16 protein-coding genes and 2 pseudogenes are annotated in these 20,469 nt (G+C 70.0%); 8 read left to right on the top strand and 10 right to left on the bottom strand.

From position 1 onward, the window contains the following. The first annotated feature begins 80 nt into the window (after positions 1-80). From C1703_RS34335 to C1703_RS34320, 4 genes are read left to right on the top strand one after another with little or no spacing between them, the layout of a single operon-like run. On the top strand, positions 81-1,046 hold the full coding sequence (locus C1703_RS34335) for an ABC transporter substrate-binding protein (RefSeq protein ID WP_114256489.1): 966 nt from the start codon (positions 81-83) through the stop codon (positions 1,044-1,046). Continuing rightward, positions 1,043-1,816: an ABC transporter permease gene (locus C1703_RS34330; protein WP_114256488.1), complete on the top strand. Its 774-nt coding sequence runs from the start codon at positions 1,043-1,045 to the stop codon at positions 1,814-1,816. The genes C1703_RS34335 and C1703_RS34330 overlap by 4 nt, the downstream gene beginning before the upstream one ends. Next, positions 1,813-2,592: an ABC transporter permease subunit gene (locus C1703_RS34325; RefSeq protein WP_114256487.1), complete on the top strand. Its 780-nt coding sequence runs from the start codon at positions 1,813-1,815 to the stop codon at positions 2,590-2,592. Before C1703_RS34330 ends, C1703_RS34325 begins: the two co-directional genes overlap by 4 nt. A 20-nt stretch (positions 2,593-2,612) precedes the next feature. Next, positions 2,613-3,383 (top strand): ABC transporter ATP-binding protein, encoded by a 771-nt coding sequence (locus C1703_RS34320; RefSeq protein ID WP_114256486.1) that lies wholly within the window; start codon positions 2,613-2,615, stop codon positions 3,381-3,383. A gap of 19 nt (positions 3,384-3,402) precedes the next feature. On the opposite strand, the gene C1703_RS34315 is transcribed toward C1703_RS34320, so the two are convergent. The 7 genes from C1703_RS34315 to C1703_RS34285 form a co-directional block, all read right to left on the bottom strand. After that, on the bottom strand, positions 3,403-4,074 hold the full coding sequence (locus C1703_RS34315; RefSeq protein WP_114256485.1) for a GntR family transcriptional regulator: 672 nt from the start codon (positions 4,072-4,074) through the stop codon (positions 3,403-3,405). A 38-nt stretch (positions 4,075-4,112) separates the two neighbouring features. Continuing rightward, positions 4,113-5,114: a proline racemase family protein gene (locus C1703_RS34310; protein WP_114256484.1), complete on the bottom strand. Its 1,002-nt coding sequence runs from the start codon at positions 5,112-5,114 to the stop codon at positions 4,113-4,115. A gap of 5 nt (positions 5,115-5,119) precedes the next feature. After that, positions 5,120-6,010 carry a dihydrodipicolinate synthase family protein gene (locus C1703_RS34305; RefSeq protein ID WP_114256483.1) on the bottom strand — a complete coding sequence of 297 codons (891 nt, stop codon included), beginning with the start codon at positions 6,008-6,010 and terminating at the stop codon, positions 5,120-5,122. Next, positions 6,007-7,371, bottom strand: coding sequence for an FAD-dependent oxidoreductase (locus C1703_RS34300; RefSeq protein WP_114256482.1), 1,365 nt, complete (start codon positions 7,369-7,371; stop codon positions 6,007-6,009). The genes C1703_RS34305 and C1703_RS34300 overlap by 4 nt, the downstream gene beginning before the upstream one ends. After that, the gene (locus C1703_RS34295; RefSeq protein WP_114256481.1) at positions 7,361-7,675 is read right to left on the bottom strand and encodes a (2Fe-2S)-binding protein; all 315 of its coding nucleotides are present in this window, start codon (positions 7,673-7,675) and stop codon (positions 7,361-7,363) included. The genes C1703_RS34300 and C1703_RS34295 overlap by 11 nt, the downstream gene beginning before the upstream one ends. Continuing rightward, the gene (locus C1703_RS34290) at positions 7,672-8,826 is read right to left on the bottom strand and encodes an FAD-dependent oxidoreductase (protein WP_114256480.1); all 1,155 of its coding nucleotides are present in this window, start codon (positions 8,824-8,826) and stop codon (positions 7,672-7,674) included. Before C1703_RS34290 ends, C1703_RS34295 begins: the two co-directional genes overlap by 4 nt. 71 nt (positions 8,827-8,897) lie before the next feature. Next, on the bottom strand, positions 8,898-9,557 hold the full coding sequence (locus tag C1703_RS34285; RefSeq protein WP_198678344.1) for a hypothetical protein: 660 nt from the start codon (positions 9,555-9,557) through the stop codon (positions 8,898-8,900). Positions 9,558-9,795: 238 nt separating this feature from the next. Here C1703_RS34285 and C1703_RS34280 point away from each other — a divergent pair, with 238 nt between their 5' ends. From C1703_RS34280 to C1703_RS34270, 3 genes are all read left to right on the top strand, one after another. Next, positions 9,796-10,455 (top strand): helix-turn-helix transcriptional regulator, encoded by a 660-nt coding sequence (locus tag C1703_RS34280; protein ID WP_114256478.1) that lies wholly within the window; start codon positions 9,796-9,798, stop codon positions 10,453-10,455. A 32-nt stretch (positions 10,456-10,487) separates the two neighbouring features. Next, positions 10,488-11,018: a toxin-antitoxin system, toxin component gene (locus C1703_RS34275; protein WP_114256477.1), complete on the top strand. Its 531-nt coding sequence runs from the start codon at positions 10,488-10,490 to the stop codon at positions 11,016-11,018. Between the two features lie 178 nt (positions 11,019-11,196). Then, positions 11,197-11,421 (top strand): hypothetical protein, encoded by a 225-nt coding sequence (locus C1703_RS34270; RefSeq protein ID WP_114256476.1) that lies wholly within the window; start codon positions 11,197-11,199, stop codon positions 11,419-11,421. Between the two features lie 30 nt (positions 11,422-11,451). On the opposite strand, the pseudogene C1703_RS34265 reads toward C1703_RS34270, so the two are convergent. Then, positions 11,452-12,409, bottom strand: a pseudogene (locus C1703_RS34265) (IS481 family transposase). Between the two features lie 104 nt (positions 12,410-12,513). Between C1703_RS34265 and C1703_RS34260 the strand changes: the two are divergent. Further along, positions 12,514-13,089, top strand: a pseudogene (locus tag C1703_RS34260) (HNH endonuclease family protein); the annotation flags it as partial. Positions 13,090-13,444: 355 nt separating this feature from the next. Here C1703_RS34260 and C1703_RS34255 read toward each other — a convergent pair. Next, on the bottom strand, positions 13,445-13,870 hold the full coding sequence (locus C1703_RS34255) for an Imm10 family immunity protein (RefSeq protein WP_157993201.1): 426 nt from the start codon (positions 13,868-13,870) through the stop codon (positions 13,445-13,447). Next, the gene (locus C1703_RS34250; RefSeq protein WP_232840679.1) at positions 13,867-20,430 is read right to left on the bottom strand and encodes an RHS repeat-associated core domain-containing protein; all 6,564 of its coding nucleotides are present in this window, start codon (positions 20,428-20,430) and stop codon (positions 13,867-13,869) included. Before C1703_RS34250 ends, C1703_RS34255 begins: the two co-directional genes overlap by 4 nt. Positions 20,431-20,469: the final 39 nt, after the last annotated feature.

Below are 20,469 nucleotides of genomic sequence, written 5' to 3'. Positions count from 1 at the left end.
GCTCTAGGTTCCCGCTGAGCACATCCGTACTGCCTGCGCACAGCCTGTCGGAGCACCTGGACCGGTCCCACGGGGGAGCCATGCGTCGTCTGCTCGTCGGCCTCACGGCCTTGTCCGTCCTGGCCGCCGTCACCGCCTGCGGCTCGTCCGACCCCGACGGGGCGGACCGGGCGGGCGAGTCCGGCGGAACCAAGGTCAAGGTGGGCATCGTGCCCATCCTGGACGTCGCACCCGTCTACCTGGGCCAGAAGCGGGGCTTCTACGCGAAACGCGGCATCGAGCTGGAGCTGACCCCGGCCCAGGGCGGTGCCGCCATCGTGCCCGGAGTCGTCTCCGGCCAGTTCCAGTTCGGCTTCAGCAACACGACGTCGCTGCTGGTCGCCCAGTCCAGGAACATGCCCGTGAAGGCCGTGGCCAACGGGGTCGCGTCCACCGGCAAGGACGGCGCCGACTTCGCGGCCGTCACCGTGAAGAAGGGCTCTCCCCTCACCTCCGCCAAGCAGTTGGAGGGCCGGAAGACAGCGGTGAACACCCTCAACAACATCTGTGACACCTCGGTCCGGGAGTCGGTCCGCAAGGCCGGGGGTGACCCCGCGAAGGTCGAGTTCGTCGAGATGCCCTTCGACCAGATGCCCGCCGCGCTGGACGGCGGTCAGGTCGACGCGGCCTGCACCCCGGAGCCCGCGCTCGCCACCGTCAAGGCCGCGGGCGGCAGGGAGATCGCCTCGAACTTCCACGACGTGTCACCGGACCTCACCGTGGCCATGTACTTCACCTCCCAGCAGTACGCCGCCAAGAACCCGGACCTCGTGAAGAAGTTCCAGGAGGCCACCGCGGAGTCCCTGAAGTACGCCGACGGCCACCCGGAGGAGGTCCGGCAGATCCTCACCACGTACACGAAGATCCCCGGCACCCTGCTGGAGAAGCTGACCCTGCCCCGCTGGCCCGCCCAGCCGGACCGCGCCTCCATCGAGCGGCTGGCCGAACTGGGCGAGCGGGACGGGCTGTTCGAGCGGACCCCGGACCTGGACAAGCTGCTGCCGTGAAGGGCGCCGACGCGGCACTCGGCGCGGCCGGGCTCGCGGCGTTCCTCGTGCTGTGCGAGGCCGTGCCGCGGCTCGGCCTGGTCGACGACGCCTACTTCCCGCCGGCCGGCCGGGTCGCGGACGCGCTCGGCCGGGAACTGGCCGACCCCGCCTTCTGGTCGGCGCTCGGCGACACCCTCACCGGCTGGGCCCTGGGGCTGGCGATCGCGGTGGGCGCCGGGGTGCTCATGGGCGTGGTGATCTCGGTGGTGCCGTATCTGCGCGAGGCGACCGCCTCGACGATCGAGTTCCTGCGGCCCATTCCGTCGGTCGCGCTGATCCCCCTGGCGGTGCTGCTGTACGGCACGGAGCTGCGCTCGGTGCTGCTGCTGGTCGTGTACGCCGCGTTCTGGCAGGTGCTGATCCAGGTCCTGTACGGCGTCCGGGACGTCGACCCGGTGGCGGAGGAGACGGCACGCTCGTACGGCCTGGGCCCCTGGGCGCGGGTGCGGCACGTGCTGTGGCCGACGGCGCTGCCGTACGTCATGACCGGGGTGCGGCTGGCGGCGGCCGTGGCGCTGATCCTCGCCGTCACCGCCGAACTGGTCATCGGGGCACCGGGGCTGGGCGCCCGGATCGCGGTCGCGCAGACCTCGCAGGCGGTGCCGGAGATGTACGCGCTGATCGTGGTGACCGGGGCGCTCGGGCTGCTGATCAACGTCGGGGCCCGGTCGGTGGAGCGGCGGGCGCTGGCCTGGCACCAGTCGGTGCGCGGGGAGGTGGCGGTGTGAGGCCGGTGCTGCTGCGGCTGGCGTTCGCGGTCGCTCTGCCCGCGGTGCTGGTGGCCGTCTGGTGGGTGGCCTCGGCCGGCAGCACGAACGTCTACTGGCCGCCGCTGCGCACGATCCTCGGCACCTTCCCGGACGTCTGGACGGCCGAGCGGCTGCGCGCGGACGTGGGGCCCAGTGTGCTGCGGCTGGCGGCGGGCTACGCCACGGCGGCCGTCGCGGGGGTCGCGCTCGGCACGGTCGTCGGCTCCTACCGGCGGGTGCGGGCGGTGTGCGAGCCGGTGCTGGAGTTCCTGCGGGCGGTGCCGCCGCCGGTGCTGGTGCCGGTGATCATGCTGTTCGCGGGGATCGGCGACACGATGAAGATCGTGGTGATCGCGAGCGGCTGCGTGTGGCCGATCCTGCTGAACACGGTCGAGGGCGTCCGCGCGGTCGACCCGGTCATGGCCGAGACGGCTCGCTGCTACGGCATCACGGGCCCGGCCCGGCTGCGGGAGGTGGTGCTGCGCTCGGCGAGCCCGCAGATCTTCGCGGGTCTGCGCCAGGCGCTGTCGATCGGGATCATCCTCATGGTGATCAGCGAGATGTTCGCGGCGAGCAACGGCCTCGGCTTCACCATCGTGCAGTTCCAGCGCGGTTTCGCGATCCCCGACATGTGGACCGGGATCCTGCTGCTCGGCCTGCTCGGCTTTCTCCTCTCGGTCCTGTTCCGGCTGGTCGAGCGGCGGGTGCTCGGCTGGTACCACGGCCTGCGCGAGGCCGGCCGGCGGTCCCCGTGAACCTCGCGAAAGGGCGGTCCATGCTCGACGTACACGGCCTGCGGAAGGTCTACGAGGGTTCCGGTCGGCGGACCGAGGCGGTGCGCGACCTGACCTTCACCGTGGAGGCGGGCGAACTGGTCTGTCTCGTGGGCCCGTCGGGCTGCGGCAAGACGACGCTGCTGAAGTGCGTCGGCGGCCTGCTCGCCCCCACGTCCGGTGAGGTGCGGCTCGCGGGCCGCAGGGTCGACGGGCCGCCGCCCGGGACGGCGTTCGTCTTCCAGGAGTACGGCCGCAGCCTCTTCCCGTGGATGCGGGTCGGGCAGAACGTCGAACTGCCCCTGAAGCAGAAGAAGCTGAGCAGGGAACGGCGTCGCGCGCTGGTGGCGGACGCGCTGGAGTCGGTGGGGCTCGCGGACGCCTCCGGGGCGTATCCGTGGCAGCTGTCGGGCGGGATGCAGCAGCGGGTCGCCATCGCCCGGGCCCTGGCGTACGAGCCCGAGGTGCTGCTGATGGACGAGCCGTTCGCGGCGGTGGACGCGCAGACCCGGGCCGATCTGGAGGACCTGGTGCGGCGGCTGTGGCGGGAGCGCGGCATCACGATCCTGTTCGTCACGCATGACATCGACGAGGCGGTGTACCTGGGCGAGCGGGTGATCGTGCTGTCCGCCTCGCCCACCGTCGTCCAGGAGCAGCTGAAGGTCGATCTGCCGGCCGAGCGGGATCAGGTGCGCACCCGCGTGTCCCCGCGCTTCGCCGAGTTGCGGACCCGGGTGTACGAGCAGATCCAGGCGGCGAAGCTCGGCCGTTGAAACGCGTGCGTCCGGCTGTTCAGGGTGCGGCCCACAGGCCCCGGACATGCCCCAGGTGCCGGGTCATCACCGCGCGTACGGCCTCCTCGTCCCGGGCGAGCAGGGCGTCCAGGATCTCCAGGTGCTCCTCGGCGGACGCCTCCAGCCGCCCCTGTTCCACCAGCGCGGTCAGCCCGTAGAGCCGGGAGCGGCGTCTGAGGTCGCGGACGACGTCGACGAGGTGGTCGTTGCCCGCGAGGGCGAGCAGGCCGAGGTGGAAGCGCAGGTCGGCCTCGACGTAGGCGATCAGGTCACCGGCCGCGGCGGAGGTGACGATCTCCCGGGCGACCGGGCGGAGCGCCTCCAGGGCCTCCGGGTCGGCGGTGACCGCGAGGCCGGCCGTGGTGGGGATCTCGATCAGCGCCCGGATGTGCGTGTACTCGTCGAGCTGCTTCTCGGAGACGGCGGTGACCCGGAAGCCCTTGTTGGGCACGGTGTCGACCAGGCCCTCCTTGGCGAGGTCGAGCATGGCCTCGCGCACGGGCGTGGCGGAGACGCCGAAGCGGGCGGCGAGGCCGGGCGCCGAGTAGATCTCGCCGGGGCGCAGTTCACCGGCGATCAGGGCGGCCCGCAGCGCGTCCGCGACCCGCTCCCGGTGGCTGGGTTTCCTGCTGCCCAGCACGGGCAGGGCGGGGGTGTGCCGCGGGGCCATGGCGGTCGGGGTTCCTCTCTGGCTGACTGGTGTCCGGCTCACAGGACGAATCCCGCCGGGAACGGGTCCTCCGGGTCCAGCAGGTACTGGGCGGTGCCGGTGATCCAGGCGCGTCCGGTGAAGCTGGGCAGCACGGCCGGGCGGCCGGCCACCTCGGTCGTGCCGAGCAGTCTGCCGGTGAACCGGGTGCCGATGAAGGACTCGTTCACGAACTCGGTGTGCAGGGGGAGATCGCCGCGCGCGTGGAGCTGTGCCATGCGGGCGCTGGTGCCGGTGCCGCAGGGCGAGCGGTCGAACCAGCCGGGGTGGATCGCCATGGCGTGCCGGGAGTGGCGGGCGGTCGAGCCGGGGGCGGCCAGGTACACGTGGTGGAGGCCGCGGATGGACGGGTCCTCCGGGTGGACGGGCGGGTCCTCGGCGTTGACGGCGGCCATGAGGGACAGGCCCGCGGCGAGGATCTCGTCCTTGCGGGACCGGTCGAAGGGCAGGCCGAACCGCTCCAGCGGCAGGATGGCGTAGAAGTTGCCGCCGAAGGCCAGGTCGTAGGTCACCGTCCGCCCGTCGGGGAGGGTGATCTTGCGGTCGAGGCCGACGGCGAAGGAGGGGACGTTCCGCAGGGTGACGGCCCGGGCGGCGCCGTCCACCACGGCCACCTCGGCGACGACCGGTCCCGCCGGGGTGTCGAGCCGGATGGTGGTGACCGGCTCGACGACCTCGACCATGCCGGTCTCGACGAGCACGGTCGCCACGCCGATGGTGCCGTGCCCGCACATCGGCAGATAGCCGGAGACCTCGATGTAGACGACGCCCCAGTCGCAGTCGGGCCGGGTGGGCGGCTGGAGGATCGCGCCGCTCATGGCGGCGTGGCCGCGCGGTTCGTTCATCAGCAACTGCTTGATGTCGTCGCGGTGTTCGCGGAACCACAGCCGCCGCTCGTTCATGGTGGCGCCGGGGATGGTGCCGATGCCGCCGGTGATCACCCGGGTCGGCATGCCCTCGGTGTGCGAGTCGACGGCGTGCAGGACGAGTCCGCTGCGCATGATCCCTACGCCAATCCGGCCGCTACGGCCTTCTCCGTGGCGGCTCGTACCGCCGCTTCCTGCTCGGGCAGCAGCGGCACCCGGGGCGGTCGGCAGGGTCCGCCGTGGCGGCCGACGAGGTCCATGGACAGCTTGATGGCCTGGACGAACTCCACCCGCGAGTCCCACCGCAGCAGCGGGTGCAGCTGCCGGTACAGGGGCAGCGCGGTGTCCAGTTCGCCGTCGACGGCGGCGCGGTACAGCTCGACCGAGGCCCGGGGCAGGGCGTTCGGGTAGCCCGCCACCCAGCCCTTCGCGCCCGCGACGGCCAGCTCCAGCAGGACGTCGTCCGCGCCGATCAGCAGGTCCAGCTCCGGGGCGAGTTCGGCGATCCGGTAGGCCCGGCGGACGTCGCCGGAGAACTCCTTGACGCCCCGGATGTACCCCTCGCCGTGCAGCCGGGCGAGCAGCTCCGGGACGAGGTCGACCTTGGTGTCGATCGGGTTGTTGTACGCGACGACCGGCAGGCCCGCCTTCGCGACCTCGGCGTAGTGGGCGAGGACGGCGCGCTCGTCGGCGCGGTAGGCGTTCGGCGGCAGCAGCATCACCGCCCGGCAGCCCGCCTCACCGGCCTGCTCGGCCCAGCGCCGGGACTCGGCGGAGCCGTAGGCGGCGACGCCGGGCATGACGCGCTCTCCGCCGATCGCGGCGACGGCGGTCTCGACGACGCGGGCGCGCTCCTCGGGGGTGAGGACCTGGTACTCACCGAGGGAGCCGTTCGGGACGACGCCGTCGCAGCCGTTCGCCACGAGCCAGGCGCAGTGCTCGGCGTACCGGTCGTAGTCGACGGAGAGGTCGTCGTGCAGCGGGAGCGCGGTGGCGACGAGGACGCCGCGCCAGGGGCGGTGGTCGGTCATGACAGTCCCTCCTGGGGGTGGTGCCGGGCGAGGACGCCGAGCGGCACGGGACGGGCGAACGGCCGTCTGGACGGGGTGGGCGGGCATCCGGCGAGACCGGCGACCGCGGTGGAGCACATCCGGCCCTGGCACCAGCCCATTCCGGCCCGGGTCAGCAGCTTCACGGTGCGCTCGTCGCCCGCTCCGAGGTCCAGGGCGTCGCGCACGGCACCGGCGGTGACCTCCTCGCAGCGGCAGACCACGGTGTCGTCGGTGACCTGCTCGGGCCAGTGGGCGGGCGGCGCGCAGGCGGAGTCGAGGGCGGCGGCGGATCTCCTGAGCTTCGTCCGGGCCCTGACGGCGGCGGGGGCCGGGTGGGGGGCGGTGCCGCGCAGGCGGGCGGCGGCGGAGCAGCCGGCGATGTGGCCCTCGGCGAGGGCGAGGGCGGCGCCGCCGATGCCGGTGGCCTCCCCGGCCGCCCAGACGCCGGGCACGTCGGTGCGCTGCTCGTCGTCGACGGCGACGGCGAGCCCGTCGAGGCGGCAGCCGAGGCCGTCGGCGAGGTCGGTGTGCGGGAGCATGCCGTGGCCGACGGCGAGGGTGTCGCAGGGCAGGTGCCGCTCGGTCCCGGGCCGGATCCGCCCGTCGGCGTCGAGGGCGGCGGCGGTGACACCGGTCAACCGGTCGTCGCCGTGGGCGCGGACGACGGTGTGGCGGGTGAGGACCGGCACGCGGTGGCGCAGCAGCCGGGCGGCGTATCCGGTGCCCTCGGGGAGCTTGTCGGCCAGGGCCGGGAGCCGGGCCGCGAGGCGTTCGGGCGCGGTGGACTCCACCAGCGCGGCGACCTCGACCCCGGCGGCCGCGAGCCCGGTCGCCACGGGCAGCAGCAACGGCCCCGACCCGGCCACGACGGCCCGGCGCCCCGGCACCACGAGCCCGCCCTTGAGCATGGCCTGGGCGCCCCCGGCGGTGACGACGCCCGGGAGGGTCCAGCCGGGGAAGGGCAGCACCTGCTCGTAGCCGCCGGTGGCCAGGAGCACGGCACGGGCGTGCGCCTCGGCCGGCTCCTCCTGCTCCGGCCCCAGCAGCGCGTGCACGGTGAAGCCGCCGGAGTCGCGCTCCACGCACCACACATGGTGACCCGTCAGCACGCGGACGGCACTGGCGGCGAGCCCGTCACGCAGCCGCTCCCAGGTCCGCCACCGGTGGTGCAGCGTCTCCGGCCGCCCGGCCCCGAGCCCGGCGGCGGGCTGCCGGTAGAACTGCCCGCCCGCCTCGGCCGCGGCATCGACCAGTGCGACCCGTACGCCCCGCGCGGAGGCCGCCAGGGCGGCGGCGAGGCCGGCCGGTCCGGCGCCGATCACGGCGAGGTCAGTCCGCACGGGGAACCTCCTCGTGGCCCGTCCCGTCCTGCGTGCCGATCACGTCGCCCGGCCGCACCGGCACCAGACAGGCCCGCTGGTTGGGCCGCCCGTTGACGGTCACCAGGCAGTCGAAGCAGACGCCGATCCCGCAGAACACGCCGCGGGGGCGGCCCTCGCCCCGGGTGGAGCGCCAGGAGGTGACGCCCGCCGCCCACAGCACGGCGGCGACCGTCTGCCCAGGCAGCGCCTCGACCGGCCGCCCGTCGAAGGTGACGGTGAAGGCGGGGCCGGGCCTGGCGCCCGCGAGTTCCAGGGGATTCACTCGGCCTCCTCGGTGAAGCGGTCGGGGCGGAACGGGCCGAGGTCCAGATCGGGTGCCTGCCCGGTCAGCGCCTGGGCGATCAGGTGCCCGGTGCCGGTGGCCAGGCCGATGCCGGCGCCCTCGTGCCCGCAGGCGTGGTGGAGCCCGGGCGAGCGGGGGTCGGGGCCGATGGCGGGCAGGTGGTCCGGCAGATACGGCCGGAAACCCGCGTAGGTCCGCATGGCCCGCACGCCGGCGAGGAACGGGAAGAGCCGGGTCGCGCCCGCCGCCAGCGCCCGCAGCGCCGGGAGCGACAACGACCGGTCGAAACCGACCCGTTCCCGGCTGGCGCCGATGAGGACGGGCCCGGCGGGCGTGCCCTCCACCACCGGGGACGTCTGCAGCGCCGCCGAGTCGCTCGCCACGTCGGCCACGTAGTCGGCGGCGTACACCTTGTGCCGGACGCGGGGCGGCAGCGGCTCCGTGACCAGGACGAAGCCGCGTCGGGGCAGCACCGGCAGGCGGACTCCGGCGCGGGCCGCCACCTCGCCGCCCCAGGTGCCGGCCGCGTTGACGACCGCCGGGGCGTGGAGGTCGCCCTGGTCGGTCCGCACCCCGCGCACCGCGCCGCCGCTGCCCCGCAGCACCCCGGTCACCTCGCGGCCGGTGAGCAGCCGGGCGCCCGAGGCGCGCAGCAGGTGCGCCGCCGCCAGCGCGGGCATCACCTGGGCGTCCTGCGGGTAGTGCACACCGCCCGCGAGGCCGGGGGCCAGGTACGGCTCCAGGTCGGTGAGGCGGTCGGCGGGCACGGGGACGGCCTCCACCCCGGCCGCGCGCTGCCCGGCGGCGAGTTCCTCCAGCCCGGCCCGGGCCGCTTCACTGCCGGCGACGACGACACCGCCCTTGGCCTCGTACTCGACGGCCTTCCCCAGCCCCTCGCGGGCCAGTTCGGCCCACAGCCGGGCGGAGAGCAGGGCCAGGTCGAGTTCGGGTCCGGGCTCCTTGTCCGAGACGAGGAGGTTCCCCTCCCCCGCGCCGGTCGTCCCGCCGGCCACCGGTCCCCGGTCCACCACGACCGTGTCGAGGCCGGCTCGGGTCGCGTACAGGGCGCAGGCGGCACCGACGACTCCCGCTCCGATCACAACGACATCGCAGGTCAGCGGCGTGCTCACGCCAGTACTATGTCACACACCACACGGTCTGGGAATGGTGCGAGCGCGGGCGGCGCGAGGGCCGGACGGGTTCAGTCGGCCGTCGGGACGACCCTGAGGTGGGCGGCGCCGCGGCGCGTCCGGCGGTCGCGGGAGGAGGCGCGGCGGGCCTCGCGCAGGACGAACGTGAGCCGGGTGCAGCCCAGTTCCTCCAGGGTCCTGGACGTCTCGGCGACGACCCGGCAGTCGGTGGCGCCCCAGCGCGGGTCCGGGTGCAGGACGGGCCGTACGGCGCCGTCGAGCTCGACGGCCTCCTCGCCGACCGCGCGGATCCAGTGCGGCAGGCCGTGCCGGTAGGCGGCCTCCATGATCGGGTCCTGGGCGATGTCGCGGCGGATGGCCTGGAGCCCGTGGTCGGGGCCGTGGTCCTCCACGGCCCGGGCGAAGTGCGCGAGCATCGGCAGGCACCAGCTCGCCTCGTGCTCGCCGAGCACCGTGGGCGCGTCGGGGTGGAACAGCACGAACCGGAGGAAGTTGTCGCCCGGCATGGCCGTCGGGTGCGGTCCGACGCCGCCGAAAAGTGACCGGAACGCGCTGTTGGTGAGCACGACGTCCCAGCAGTGGTCGACGACGAGCGAGGGGAAGGAGACGGCCTCCAGAAGTCCGGCGCAGTCCTCCAGGTAGGCCTGGGCCTCGGGAGTCTCGGGGACGGGCCGCGGTGCCGGCCGCTGCCCTCCTGCCTGATATGCCATCGGGAGGTCACCCCTCTTGCCTGTGCGGCCTTGACGCGGCGCCCCGATCCTGCTGCCCGGAGCTGAGGCGTGTCAACTATCGTGGCATTTCATGCCTGTTGACGGCTGAAATTGGCCACAGTTGTGGCGAGACCTGGATGTGAGTTCGAGGCACCGGCTACGCTCCGGGAAGTTCACGCCGGGGTAAGTCACGGCATCCGCTTGTGAGAGGCCTGTGAGAGACGTAGGAGATCTGTCGGTGACGGGTGGCTTCGTCGAAGGTCCTGGCGCCACGCGGACGACCGTGCTGGCGGCCGTCGTCTCCCGCGTCACCGCGCTCGCCGACCGGCTCGGCGTGCCGCACGCCGAGGTCTTCGACACCGGCAGGCTGTCCGTCGCCTCCGGCGTCCCGGAGCCGGTGGTGAAGGCCCTGCTCGGGGGACGGCCCGCGGGCGAGCCCGATGTGCAGGCCCGGTTCCTGCAGCGGCTCGACCTGCTGCGCCGGACCCGGCTCAAGCCCAACGGCCGCAAGTACACCCAGCAGGAGATCGCCGACGGCGCGGGCATGTCCCGGCAGCAGGCCGGGGCCCTCATCAACGGCGACCGGCGGCCGACCATGGAGCACTGCGACGCCCTCCAGCGGTTCTTCCGGGTGCACGCCGGGTTCCTCACGGCCGAGGATCCCGAGGCTCTCGTCACCGCCCTCCAGCACACCGAGCAGGAACTGCTGCAACAGCTCGCCGACCGCGAACGGGAGGCGTCCGCCGCGGCGGACGACCCGCTGGAGCGACTGCTCCAGGACCACGGCGTGCGCGGCATCGCCTGGCGGGCCGCGCAGCTGCCCACCGACCAGCACCGCGACAAGGTGGCGGAGTGGCTGGACATGCTCCTGGAGAGCGTCAAGCGGCCCGAGTCGTGACCGTGGGGAGAACTGTGGGCATAGGTAAGGAAATGCGCCGCCTGTGCGGCGAGCTGGTCGCGGAGCTGACCCTCCCCGCGCCGGCCCGGCCCGAGGAGCTGTACCGCGCGCTGTGCGACGCCATGAGCAGACGCCGCGGGCGCCCCGTCCTGTTCCGTACGGCCGCCTTCCCGCCCGGGACCGCCAGCGGGCTCTGGCTCGACATGGCCGAGCAGGACCTCGTCGTCATCGAGGAACGCACGGCCCCCGACCACCAGTTGGTGATCCTGGGCCACGAGCTGTGGCACATGAAGGCCGGGCACTGCTCCCACCACGTGGAGGGCGCGTCGGTCGCGGCGCGGCTGCTCGACGACGGCGCCGATCTCCAGGCGACCGTGCTGAAGGTCGCCGCGCGCAGCCGCTTCGACCTCGACGACGAGAAGGAGGCCGAGAGCTTCGGTCTGCTGCTCGCCAGCAAGTGCCGTGCGTGGCTGACGGGTTCGTCGTCGCGGAGCCCGGCGCGGCGGGACCATCTGGCGGGGCGGATCGAGGCGTCGCTGGGGTACCGGGGGCCGCAGAGCTGACGGGCCGCCGGCCCCGCGTCACCGGAGGCGGTCCCGTCTGCGCCGAGCGGGCGAACCGAGGGCCGGCGGGGCCGGATTGTCAGTGGTGGGCGGCAAGCTGGAGGTGCGTCCCGGCTGTGCGGGGCGTGCGCGCCGCGAGGGCGCGGGACCGACGACGCGACACGGGGAGAGCCGACCGATGCCCACCGCCGTACTGACCGACCGCGAACGCACCGCCGTCCAGGCGTACCTGCGGCTCCTGCACACCGTCCGGGCCGCCTTCGACGTGGAGGGCGGCCCGCCGGTCGTCCCGCCCGCCGTGCTCGCCGACGCGGAACAGGCCCTCGACCGGGCCGGTCTGGCCGGCAACGAGGAGGCGTTCTTCCGGCTGTTGCAGACGTGGTGCCCGGAGCCGCGTCCCTGACCGGCGGCAAGGGCCTGCTGGGGGGCGGCCCTAGGTGTATTGACCCGCAGGGTTGTTCACGCGGGTGATGGGTGGCTGGCCGCCGATTGCGGTGTGGCAGCGGTGGTGGTTGTAGGTGTGCAGGAAGTTGTCCAGTGCGGCGGTGCGTTCGGTGTTGCTGGTGTAGGGGCGTAGGTAGGCCCATTCGTCGAGCAGGGTGCGGTTGAAGCGTTCGACCTTGCCGTTGGTCTGGGGCCGGTAGGCGCGGGTGAGCCTGCCGGCCGCGCCGAGGTCGGCGAGCGCGTGCTGCCAGGCGAAGCTTTTGCGGTAGGGCCAGGCGTTGTCGGTCAGGACCCGTTCGATGCGGTCGATGCCGTGCCCGGCGAAGAAGGCGGCGGCCCGGCGGAGGAAGTCTGCGCAGGTGGCGGCCTTCTCGTCGCCGTGGATCTCGCTGTAGGCGAGGCGGGAGTGGTCGTCGACGGCGGAGTGGATGTAGTCGAAGCCCATGCTGTTGCGGGTGGCGCGGCCGGCTTGTCGGCCGAGGACTTTGTGGCCGCCGCCGTCAGGGATGCGGCCGAGTTTCTTGACGTCGACGTGGACCAGCTCGCCGGGGCGGGCGCGTTCGTAGCGGCGGATGATCTGGCCGGTGGGCCGGTCCAGGAAGGCCAGTCGGTTCAGGCCGTGGCGGACCAGGATGCGGTGGACGGTCGAGGCGGGCAGGCCCAGGATCGGACCGATGCGGGCCGGGCCGAGCTTGCGGTCCTGCCGAAGACGGCACACGCGGGCCTCGATCGCCCCTGCCGTGCGGTGCGGTGTCGTGCGCGGACGGCTGGACCGATCGTGCAGCCCTTGCTCGCCTTCAGCCCCCCCAGCGGCGCATCCACTTGTGCGCGGTGACGCGGGAGATGCCCATCTCGGCGGCAACATGGGCGACAGGGCGACCGGTGCGGACACGTTCGACCAGCAGCCGCCTGCCGTGAACGGTCAGCCGGGCGTTACGGTGGAACACGAAGGCCTCCGTGCGGTGAAGATTCGACACCTCCACCACACACGGGGGCCTTCGCCATGATCAAGCCCAGCCAGCGTTAACAACGCTCGTGATCAATACACCTAGAGACCGTTCCTCTGGCCGAAGCCGTCGCGAGCCTGCAACTAGCCACCGAGTCCCGCGACGGCTACGCCCGCGAGGCGTTCAAACATTGGAATGCCGGCGACGACCCGGCCGACGGCTGCACCACCCGCAACGAAGTCCTCATCCACGAAGCGGTCGAAGCGCCGGCCGTGGGCCCCAGGTGCCGGCTCACCGGCGGCAGCTGGTGGTCGTACTACGACCAAACCACGGTGACGTCCACCTCCGGCCTGGACATCGACCACATGGTTCCTTTGGCCGAAGCCTGGGACAGCGGCGCCTCTGCCTGGACCGCGCGGCGCCGCGAGGCCTACGCCAACGACCAAGGCCAGGAGACGTCGCTCGTCGCGGTCACCTCCAGCTCCAACCGCAGCAAAGCAGACCGGGATCCGGCCCAGTGGATGCCCCCGGCCACCGACGTCCACTGCCGCTACACCGCCGAATGGATCGCCACCAAACTCCGCTGGAACCTCACCGCCGACGCCACCGAGCACGCTTCCCTGAACGACCTCGCCGCCTCCTGCCCCGACCAGACCGTCACCTACACACCCGCCACCTGACCGGCCGCTCTGCCCCGGCCCGGCTGCCCAGGGCCATAAAGGCGTCACGGGGCGGCATCCGGAACAGGGCTGCTGCCCCGAGTTGGTAGTTCAGTGCGGCCCTGTCGTTCATCAGCGCAACCAGTTTGGCATCAGGCCTCGGTCCGATTCCCACAACCCACGGCGGGACCAGGTGTTGAGAGCCAACCAGGTTGCACACCCAGACGAGCGCAAATAGAAAGCACACAGCGCCCCGCCCGGTCGAAGGCAGCAACTCCCGACATTACCCAAGAAAGTGCCGTAGCGCTGCTGGCGCATCAGAGGGCAGCCAAGGGGCGAGGGAGATAACGATCGATCCCCTCACCCCGAAAGCCGATCATTCTAGATTCAGTCGCGGGAATTTCTGCGGATTTCCATACGTGAGGACGCGATGGAGTCCAGCCCGCAATTCTGCAAGGTCAACCGTAGACGCGACCCCCAGCGGAATCACATTGGAGGGGAGACCCAGCACCTTAACGGCTTCATCGTCAAACCTTAGAGTCAGAAGACCGGACAGCAGAGACACCCCCTTAAGGCCGCCATAGTGAACGCCGCCACTCTCATTCATGACGCAGTAGGTATCCGTACCATTCCGTACGTTCTGCTCGTCCGGCTGCTCGGATAGAAAACGCTGGAGGTCAAAGTAGTAACCATTCGCCGCCGCATCTTCTCCGTCGCCAATGAAGACGGAGAAGGTCACACCGGGAACTTCTTCCCCGACCACCAGTGTCGTGATTTCCCAATAGGGAGAAAGGCTAGTCATCCACTCCAACTCCATTCCCTACCGCTGTTCTTGTACACAAAGGTCACTCCCATTTCCTGCGCCGCTTTCTGCATCTTGCCTTGGCAGGAGGGGCAAGGCGGGTTCAGTCCGTGAATGGTAACCGTGTCACCCCGGTTGATGGGTGCCAGCTTTGCGTAGGGATCGCCGTTGATGTCCATGCTGGTGGCCCCGGACATCCGGATGACTCGAGCTTCGGTGTGGCTCGAACTCTGATTCTCCCCGGAGACCATGCTGCCACTTCGCAGAGAATAGGCGACGACCAATTGCCCGTCGCGTGTCACCTCTGCTCTCGCCCAGTGCGTTTTCGTGGTGGTCTTGCCAGTGAGTGCACCTGCACGATCTCTTGCGTTCCGATCACCGTAGGTAGGCTTGCCCGACTTGGTTTTGGGTTTCGCAGCGAAGACCCCACTCCTCCCGCTGCCGAAGATTGCTGCGGCGGCGCTAGGAACTTGGTAGGCGTCACTGGAAACGTCATACCCGTGACTGGCTATCCAGTTGTCGAACTGTGCGCCATAGTCGCATCCAGGTGATCCTGGACCGCCACCGTTGCGGCAGTCGCCGTCAAAGGGCCAACCGAAATATTCGGCCGTGTGGGGAACGTTGCTGACCACCCCATAGAAGACTTCTCCGACACCAGAGCAAAAACTGGCGGCGAATCCCCAAGATGAACAGCCCTCCGAGTCTCCAGGCCCCTCCGCAACTGCTACGCCACTTCCCGAGTTTCCTGAATTTCCCGAACTTCCAGCACTGGCGGTCCCGCCGGCAGAGCCGACGCTTGACCCTCCGCCGCGCCCACTACCGCCGTAAGACGGGGTGAGGTTGGTTGGATAGGCGGGGTCTACTGCGTCTTTGCCTACTTTTCCTGGCCGGCAATGTCCGTTCCCAACCGGGTCATCGCATAGGCCAGTGGGGTCACTGCTCGTGGCCGGATGCTGGTTGGCGTAGGCATATCCGTTGAGAGACTGGTGCTGGTCCAGCGTGAGTAGCGGGTCGACGCTGATGAACTGGCCGATCGACGGGTCGTACTCGCGGGCGCCAACGTGAGTGAGGCCCGTGGACGCGTCTGCCGGCTTGCCTAGGAAGGTCTTGTCATCGGGCCACAGGGTGGCCTTTGCGCCCCGCACGTCACCGAAGGGCGTGCTGTAGCGCTTGGTGACCGCGTAGGTGGCTGCGTCCAGGGCGACGCTCGACGTGCCGTGGTGGTCAGCGGCCAGGAAACTGAGCTTCGTACCAGAGACACCCGACACCGCCGTGCGGACCGCGATGGTCTTGCCGTTGGCGGTGTAGTAGCGCGTTCCAGAGAGGGTCTTCGTCGTGCCCTTGGCTGTGAGGCGGATCTCGTTGCCGCCGGGCAGGTAGAGGACGGTGTCTCCATCGCCCTTTGCTCGGCGGATCAGCAGCTCGCCGGATGCGTCGTAGAGGTAGGTGCTCTCTTTGGCGCTCTCGGTGAGCTTGCTCAGTTCACCCTCGGGGTTCCAGGTCAGCGTCTGCTGAGCGGTCGGACCGGGGCGAGAGGTGGTGTTGCCGGCGCTGTCGTAGGAGTAGCTGCCGGTCCGGGCACCAGTGGTCTTGTCCAGTGTGTGCGGCTTGGTGTCCTTCGCCGTGTCGTCGTACGTGTAGGTAGTGGTCTGGTCGCCCGAAGAGGTGTGCTTGGTCTCAGTCTTGCGCTGCCCTGCCGGGTTATAGGTGTAGGAGGTCCAGTAGGGGGCTGAGCCGTCGATGTTGGCCATCACGCGGCCGGAGGTCGCGCAGTCTGCGGTCTTGGGTGTCCACGCTTCTGTCATACGGCTGTGGCCGTCGTAGGCGAAGCACTGGAAGTCCGCCTTGGTCGTTCCACCCTGGGTGGTGCCATCGAAGATCGACGTGACGTTACCGGCGTCGTCCTGTGTGAACTTCAGCTCCTGCGGCATGTAGCCGTGTACGTCATCGGTGACGTAGGCGCTGGTGAGTCGGCGAGTGCCCGACTCATAGGCCCAGTTGAGGTACGCCTTCTTCGACGAGTCCGCGGGGTCCACGCCCAGGGCGAGTTGGTTGAGGTCGCCCTGGGGGGAGAAGGCCGCGCCTTGGAGGTAGCCGGTGGTGCCGTTTGAGCTGATCTGGTGGCCGGTCGAGTCGTACTTGTAAGAGACGGTCTCGGCAGGCAGTCCACCGATCGCGGGCGAGGCGTACTGGCTGGTCGTCCCGTCCAGGTTGAAGCCAGTGCTGAACGACAAGGTCTTCGGGACACCGGCCGTCACCAGAGGGTCAGCGTCGGGCAGAAGCAGCTGGCTGCCTGTGACCTGGTAGAGATTGTTGTAGGCGGTGACCTTCGTTGTGTATTCCTTGCCGGTCAGGCCGCCGTCGTAGCGGACCGCGGTGTCCTGCTGGCCTTTGGCGAGGGTGTCGAACGTCCAGGCTGCGAGCTTGTTGGTGTCCGTTTTGGCGACCTGCCACATGCCTGTCTTGCGGCCGAGATCGTCGTAGCCGTAGAGCAGCTTCTTGTTCGTGTCGGCGTTCGGCGTGGTGCTGACGACCTGGTCGAGGGTGTTGTACTCGGTGGCGTTCTTACCCTTGTCCGGGTCGGTGGCCGTGACCTGTCGGCCGAACAGGTCGTAGGTGTAGGACCACTTGGCTTGGTCAGGGCCCGTGATGGTGTCCTGCTGGCCTGTCGGGGTGTAGGTGAGTGCGGTCTTGGTGAAATCGGTTCCAGTCGGCTGCGGGCCGCCGTACTCACGGCGTTCGGTCGCCTGGCCCAGAGCGTTGGTCACCACTGCGGTGGCCTGGCCGCCGTTGGGGGCGCTGGTGCTGACCGTGTCACCTGTATAGGACGTGGTGGTCGTCCAGCGCGTAGCGCCGTGTGCCTTGGTAACCGCCTTGATTGGGCGGCCGGCGCCGTCGTAGGTGGTGTCCGTCTGTATCGGAGCCTGGCCGGCGGAGATTTGTGCCGGGGTGGCTGAGGGGGCTGAGGTGCTATCCCAGATGTCCGTCTGCTGGCTGACTGTCAGGCCTCTGGTGTCGTAGAGGTTCAGCGAGACGAGTCGGCCGCCCTGCGGGGTCGGTGACTGGGTCTGGCGGGTGCGCAGCAGCGAGTCGTAGAAGGTGTAGCTGGTGTTGTAGCCGGAGCCGTCGCCCTTCAAGGTCCCGGTGGATACCCAGGACATTGCGGAACTGGTGACGTTGTAGGCGTAGACGTGGTTCGGCGTCTTGTTCAGTGCCTTGAGGCGGTTGGGCAGCCAGACTTTGGTCAGGCGCCCGAGGCTGTCGTACTCGGTCTCTGTGACCTTGCTGTTGGGGTCGGTCACCTTCTGCGGCGCGCCTGTGGCGAAGTCGACGTTGGTCGTCGTCTTGTAGAGCTTGGCGTCTTCGGCAGTGGTCGTGGTCAGAGGGCCGGCTGCGGTCGGTGTGTAGGTGGTCTTGGAGATCTGCAGGCCGTTGGTGTTCTTGACGATCAGCGGGCGGCCGAGTGTGTCGAAGGTTGAGGTGGCCACCTTCTGCCAGGCGGGCGCATCGTCATTGCCGTAGCCCTTGGCCCGTCCGCTCCAGGTCGCGTCTCCCTTGGTGGGTGTCTGGGCGGCCGACCAAGCGGTGGCTGTCGCGTCGTCGTAGACGGTGGCGGTGTCAGTGATGACGTCGCCGGGGCGGCTGAAGTCCGCGGGCAGGTCGAGCGCCGAGTCGGCGGTGGAGCAGGGCTTGGCCACTGTCCGGGTGCGCGATGCCAGGGAGTTGATGCCCTTGTCGTCGTTGCGGGCGTACCAGGTGCGGGTGCACTTCTCGTCGCCGGTGGCAGCGGTGTCGCCCTGGTCCTCGACGCTGGTGGCCATGCCGTAGTCGTCGAAGGTGGTCTTCACCGTGCGCACCCGGTCGTACGGGTCGAGCTTGCTGGTGATGTTGGTGCGGGAATGGCTGGCACCGGTGCGGACGTAGTACGCCTCGATGTCCGCGTAAGACTTGTGCTGGGTTGCCGTCCGTTTTGACCAGGGATCGTTGATCGTGCCTGCGACTTCGGCGGTGCCGTTATAGGTGACTGTCTCGCGGGTGAAGCCCGCGTACTGGTCAGAGTCAGTGATCTTGCCGGCCTTGATGCCGGAGACTTCTGCCGTCTTGCGGGCGTCTGGATCGGGATTCTTGCCGTCCGGCCCTAGGACGCGGTCGCCGTGCATGCCGCGCAGGTACACGGTGACGGTTTTGCTCTGGGTTCCCGTCGAGATGCCGGCGAGGTGGGTGACCTTCTCAAAGCCGCGCCAGATGGACCAGGTGCGCTCCTCGGCCGGGGTGAGCGGGCTCTCGTTGTAGTGCCAGGCGCCGCCGCCGCTGTACTGGTAGGTGTGCTCTAGCGCCTCCGAGCCGCCGCGCTCATCGGTGGTCTGTACTGAGCTCACCGGGTACTTCTGGAACCAGTCGAGAATGGGTTCTTTCTCGCCGTTGGGAGACCAGTGCACCGGGTAGCAGCGCTTAGTGTTCCGGTCGACCTTGGGCATGGTCTGGCCGGCGACGCAGTCGGCGTCCAGGTAGGTGACGATGGTCTTCGCGCCGGTCTCGGAGGTGACACTCTTCAGGCGAGGCTTATGCAACGGCAGGATGTGTTCGGCCCCATCGACGCGGTTGGCCCGCATCTCGTGGGTGAATGTGATGGGGTCCAGTGACACGTCGGCGCCGCGTTTACCGGTGTGCTTGATTTCGTCCAGCCACAGGGACTGGTCGGTTGAGTCACCTGTGTCGCCCGGGTCGAGATAGCGCTGCTTGAGCGTCCACACATCGACCGGATCGAAGTCGGGCGTGGCGGCCGCGGTGTTCCATGCGTAGGTGGTGAGGGTGGTCAGCCTCTTGCGGGTGAAGAACGTCGGGCCGGTGTTGCCGGTGCACTTGGCGTCGTCCTTGCAGACTGCGTCGAACGGCACGTCGGGCCAGTTATCCCGTGTGTCCTCAGTCAGCGAGTCGCAACCGGTGCCGGGGGCCTGGCAGCGTTCCGTGTAGTTGAGAACTACCTTGTTTGAGGCGGCGGGAGAGCCGGAGAACAGGGAGCCGACGCGTTGGCCGTAGCGGATCTCCTTGAGGTAGCCGCCGCGGACGTAGTCGGTGCCGGTGGTGTCGTCGCCGAGCTTGTCGTAGTTGTTGTGTTCGGCCGTGTACCAGTAGGACATGGCATTGTCGTGGGTGTCTTCGACGTAGTCGAGGTTCCACCGCCAGGCCTGGGTCTTGGCGCGGCCGGAGAACGAGGTTCCGTCGGTGTAGCCGGGCTCGCCTTCGTCGTCGCCGAATACGGGTACGGTCCACACCGACCTGGTGCGGTCGTCAGTTCCGGCGCCCTCGAGTTTGTTCAGGCCGAAGACGTACTTGGTGCCGTCGCCTGTGATGACCGTCCAGTACTCGCCGTTGTCGTCACCGTTGTCGGCGTCGGTGGAGAGGGTGACGGTGGAGGCGTCGTCGTTTTTCAACCGCCATTTGCCTTTGGTGTCGTCCTTGACCAGCTCGGTGGCCTGGCCGTTGAGGACGAGGGAGGCGTTGTCGTACTTCCAGCACAGGTCAAACTTGTCGTCCTGGCCGTCGTCGTCACAGGAGCCGTACTTGCGCTCGATGTAGGACGAGGTCAGGTCAAAGCCCTCGCCGATCTGGCTGCCCTGGTTGTTGGTGCTCGCGGTGCGTCCGTCGACGGCACCTGAGTCGTACGACAGGGACAGCGTGGGCTGGGGCCCGGCGGCGGCTGGCGGCACCCGCATCGGGTAGGACCAGGTGAACGTGCCCGAGGACCCGCCTGCTTCCCAGGCCGAGGAGGCCGACAGCGGGGTTGCCTTGTAGTCGCCGGCCCCGGACTTTGTTCCGGCGGCCAGCGCCAGCATCATCGGCGTGCCGGACGACGGCAGGTTGATGGGCGCCGATACCTGGTTCTTGGATCGATCGTTGGTTGTATCGAGTGGGATGCGTTTGCGGCATTTTGCCGTGGTTGGATCCGTCAGCGAACAGCCGGGGAGGCGCGTCAGTAGCAGGCGGCCGGCCCAGTCGCCCCCGTAGGCGGAGGCGAAGGCCGAGTAGTCCAGGCTCAGCCGCGTCTTGCCGCCGTTCTTCGGGCCTGTGAGTTTCAGGGCAACGCCTTTGATGCCGAGCTTCGCCGCCGCCTTTTGGCCGAGCACCTCAACCGAGATGGGTACAGCCGTCTGGCCCTTGCCCTGGGCAGTCAGAGTGACGGGCAGGGACCCGGGGGTGGCTTTGGCGGTGCCCTTGGCCGGTAGGTTCAGCTGCGCTTTGCCAGCCTTGGGCCAAGTGGTCTGTTTTGACCGGTCACGGCGTGCGCGGGCGATGGCTGCCTGGTCCGCTTCCTCGGATTTTTTCACCGTGGCGGCGGCCTTCTTGTTCACCTTCGCGGTGAACGGGCTGACCTTGGCCGAGCGGGGCTTTTGCAGGTCTGGAGCGCCCAGGGGGTCGGGGTCGGCGCCGAATGCTACGGGTGTGAGCAGGCCGGGGAGCATGGCCAGTCCGGTGGCTGCGGCCAGGCGGCGGGACCAGCGTCTGGTGATCTCGCTCCTGCGGCCCGGGCCAGGGCCGGGTATGCCGAGGGGATTCATGTGGTGTCTTCCTGTACGGCGCCGGGGCGGCGCCCCGGA

This window comes from Streptomyces sp. Go-475 (genome assembly GCF_003330845.1).
Lineage (GTDB): Bacteria > Actinomycetota > Actinomycetes > Streptomycetales > Streptomycetaceae > Streptomyces.
This window is presented reverse-complemented; position numbering and strand designations above follow the sequence as displayed.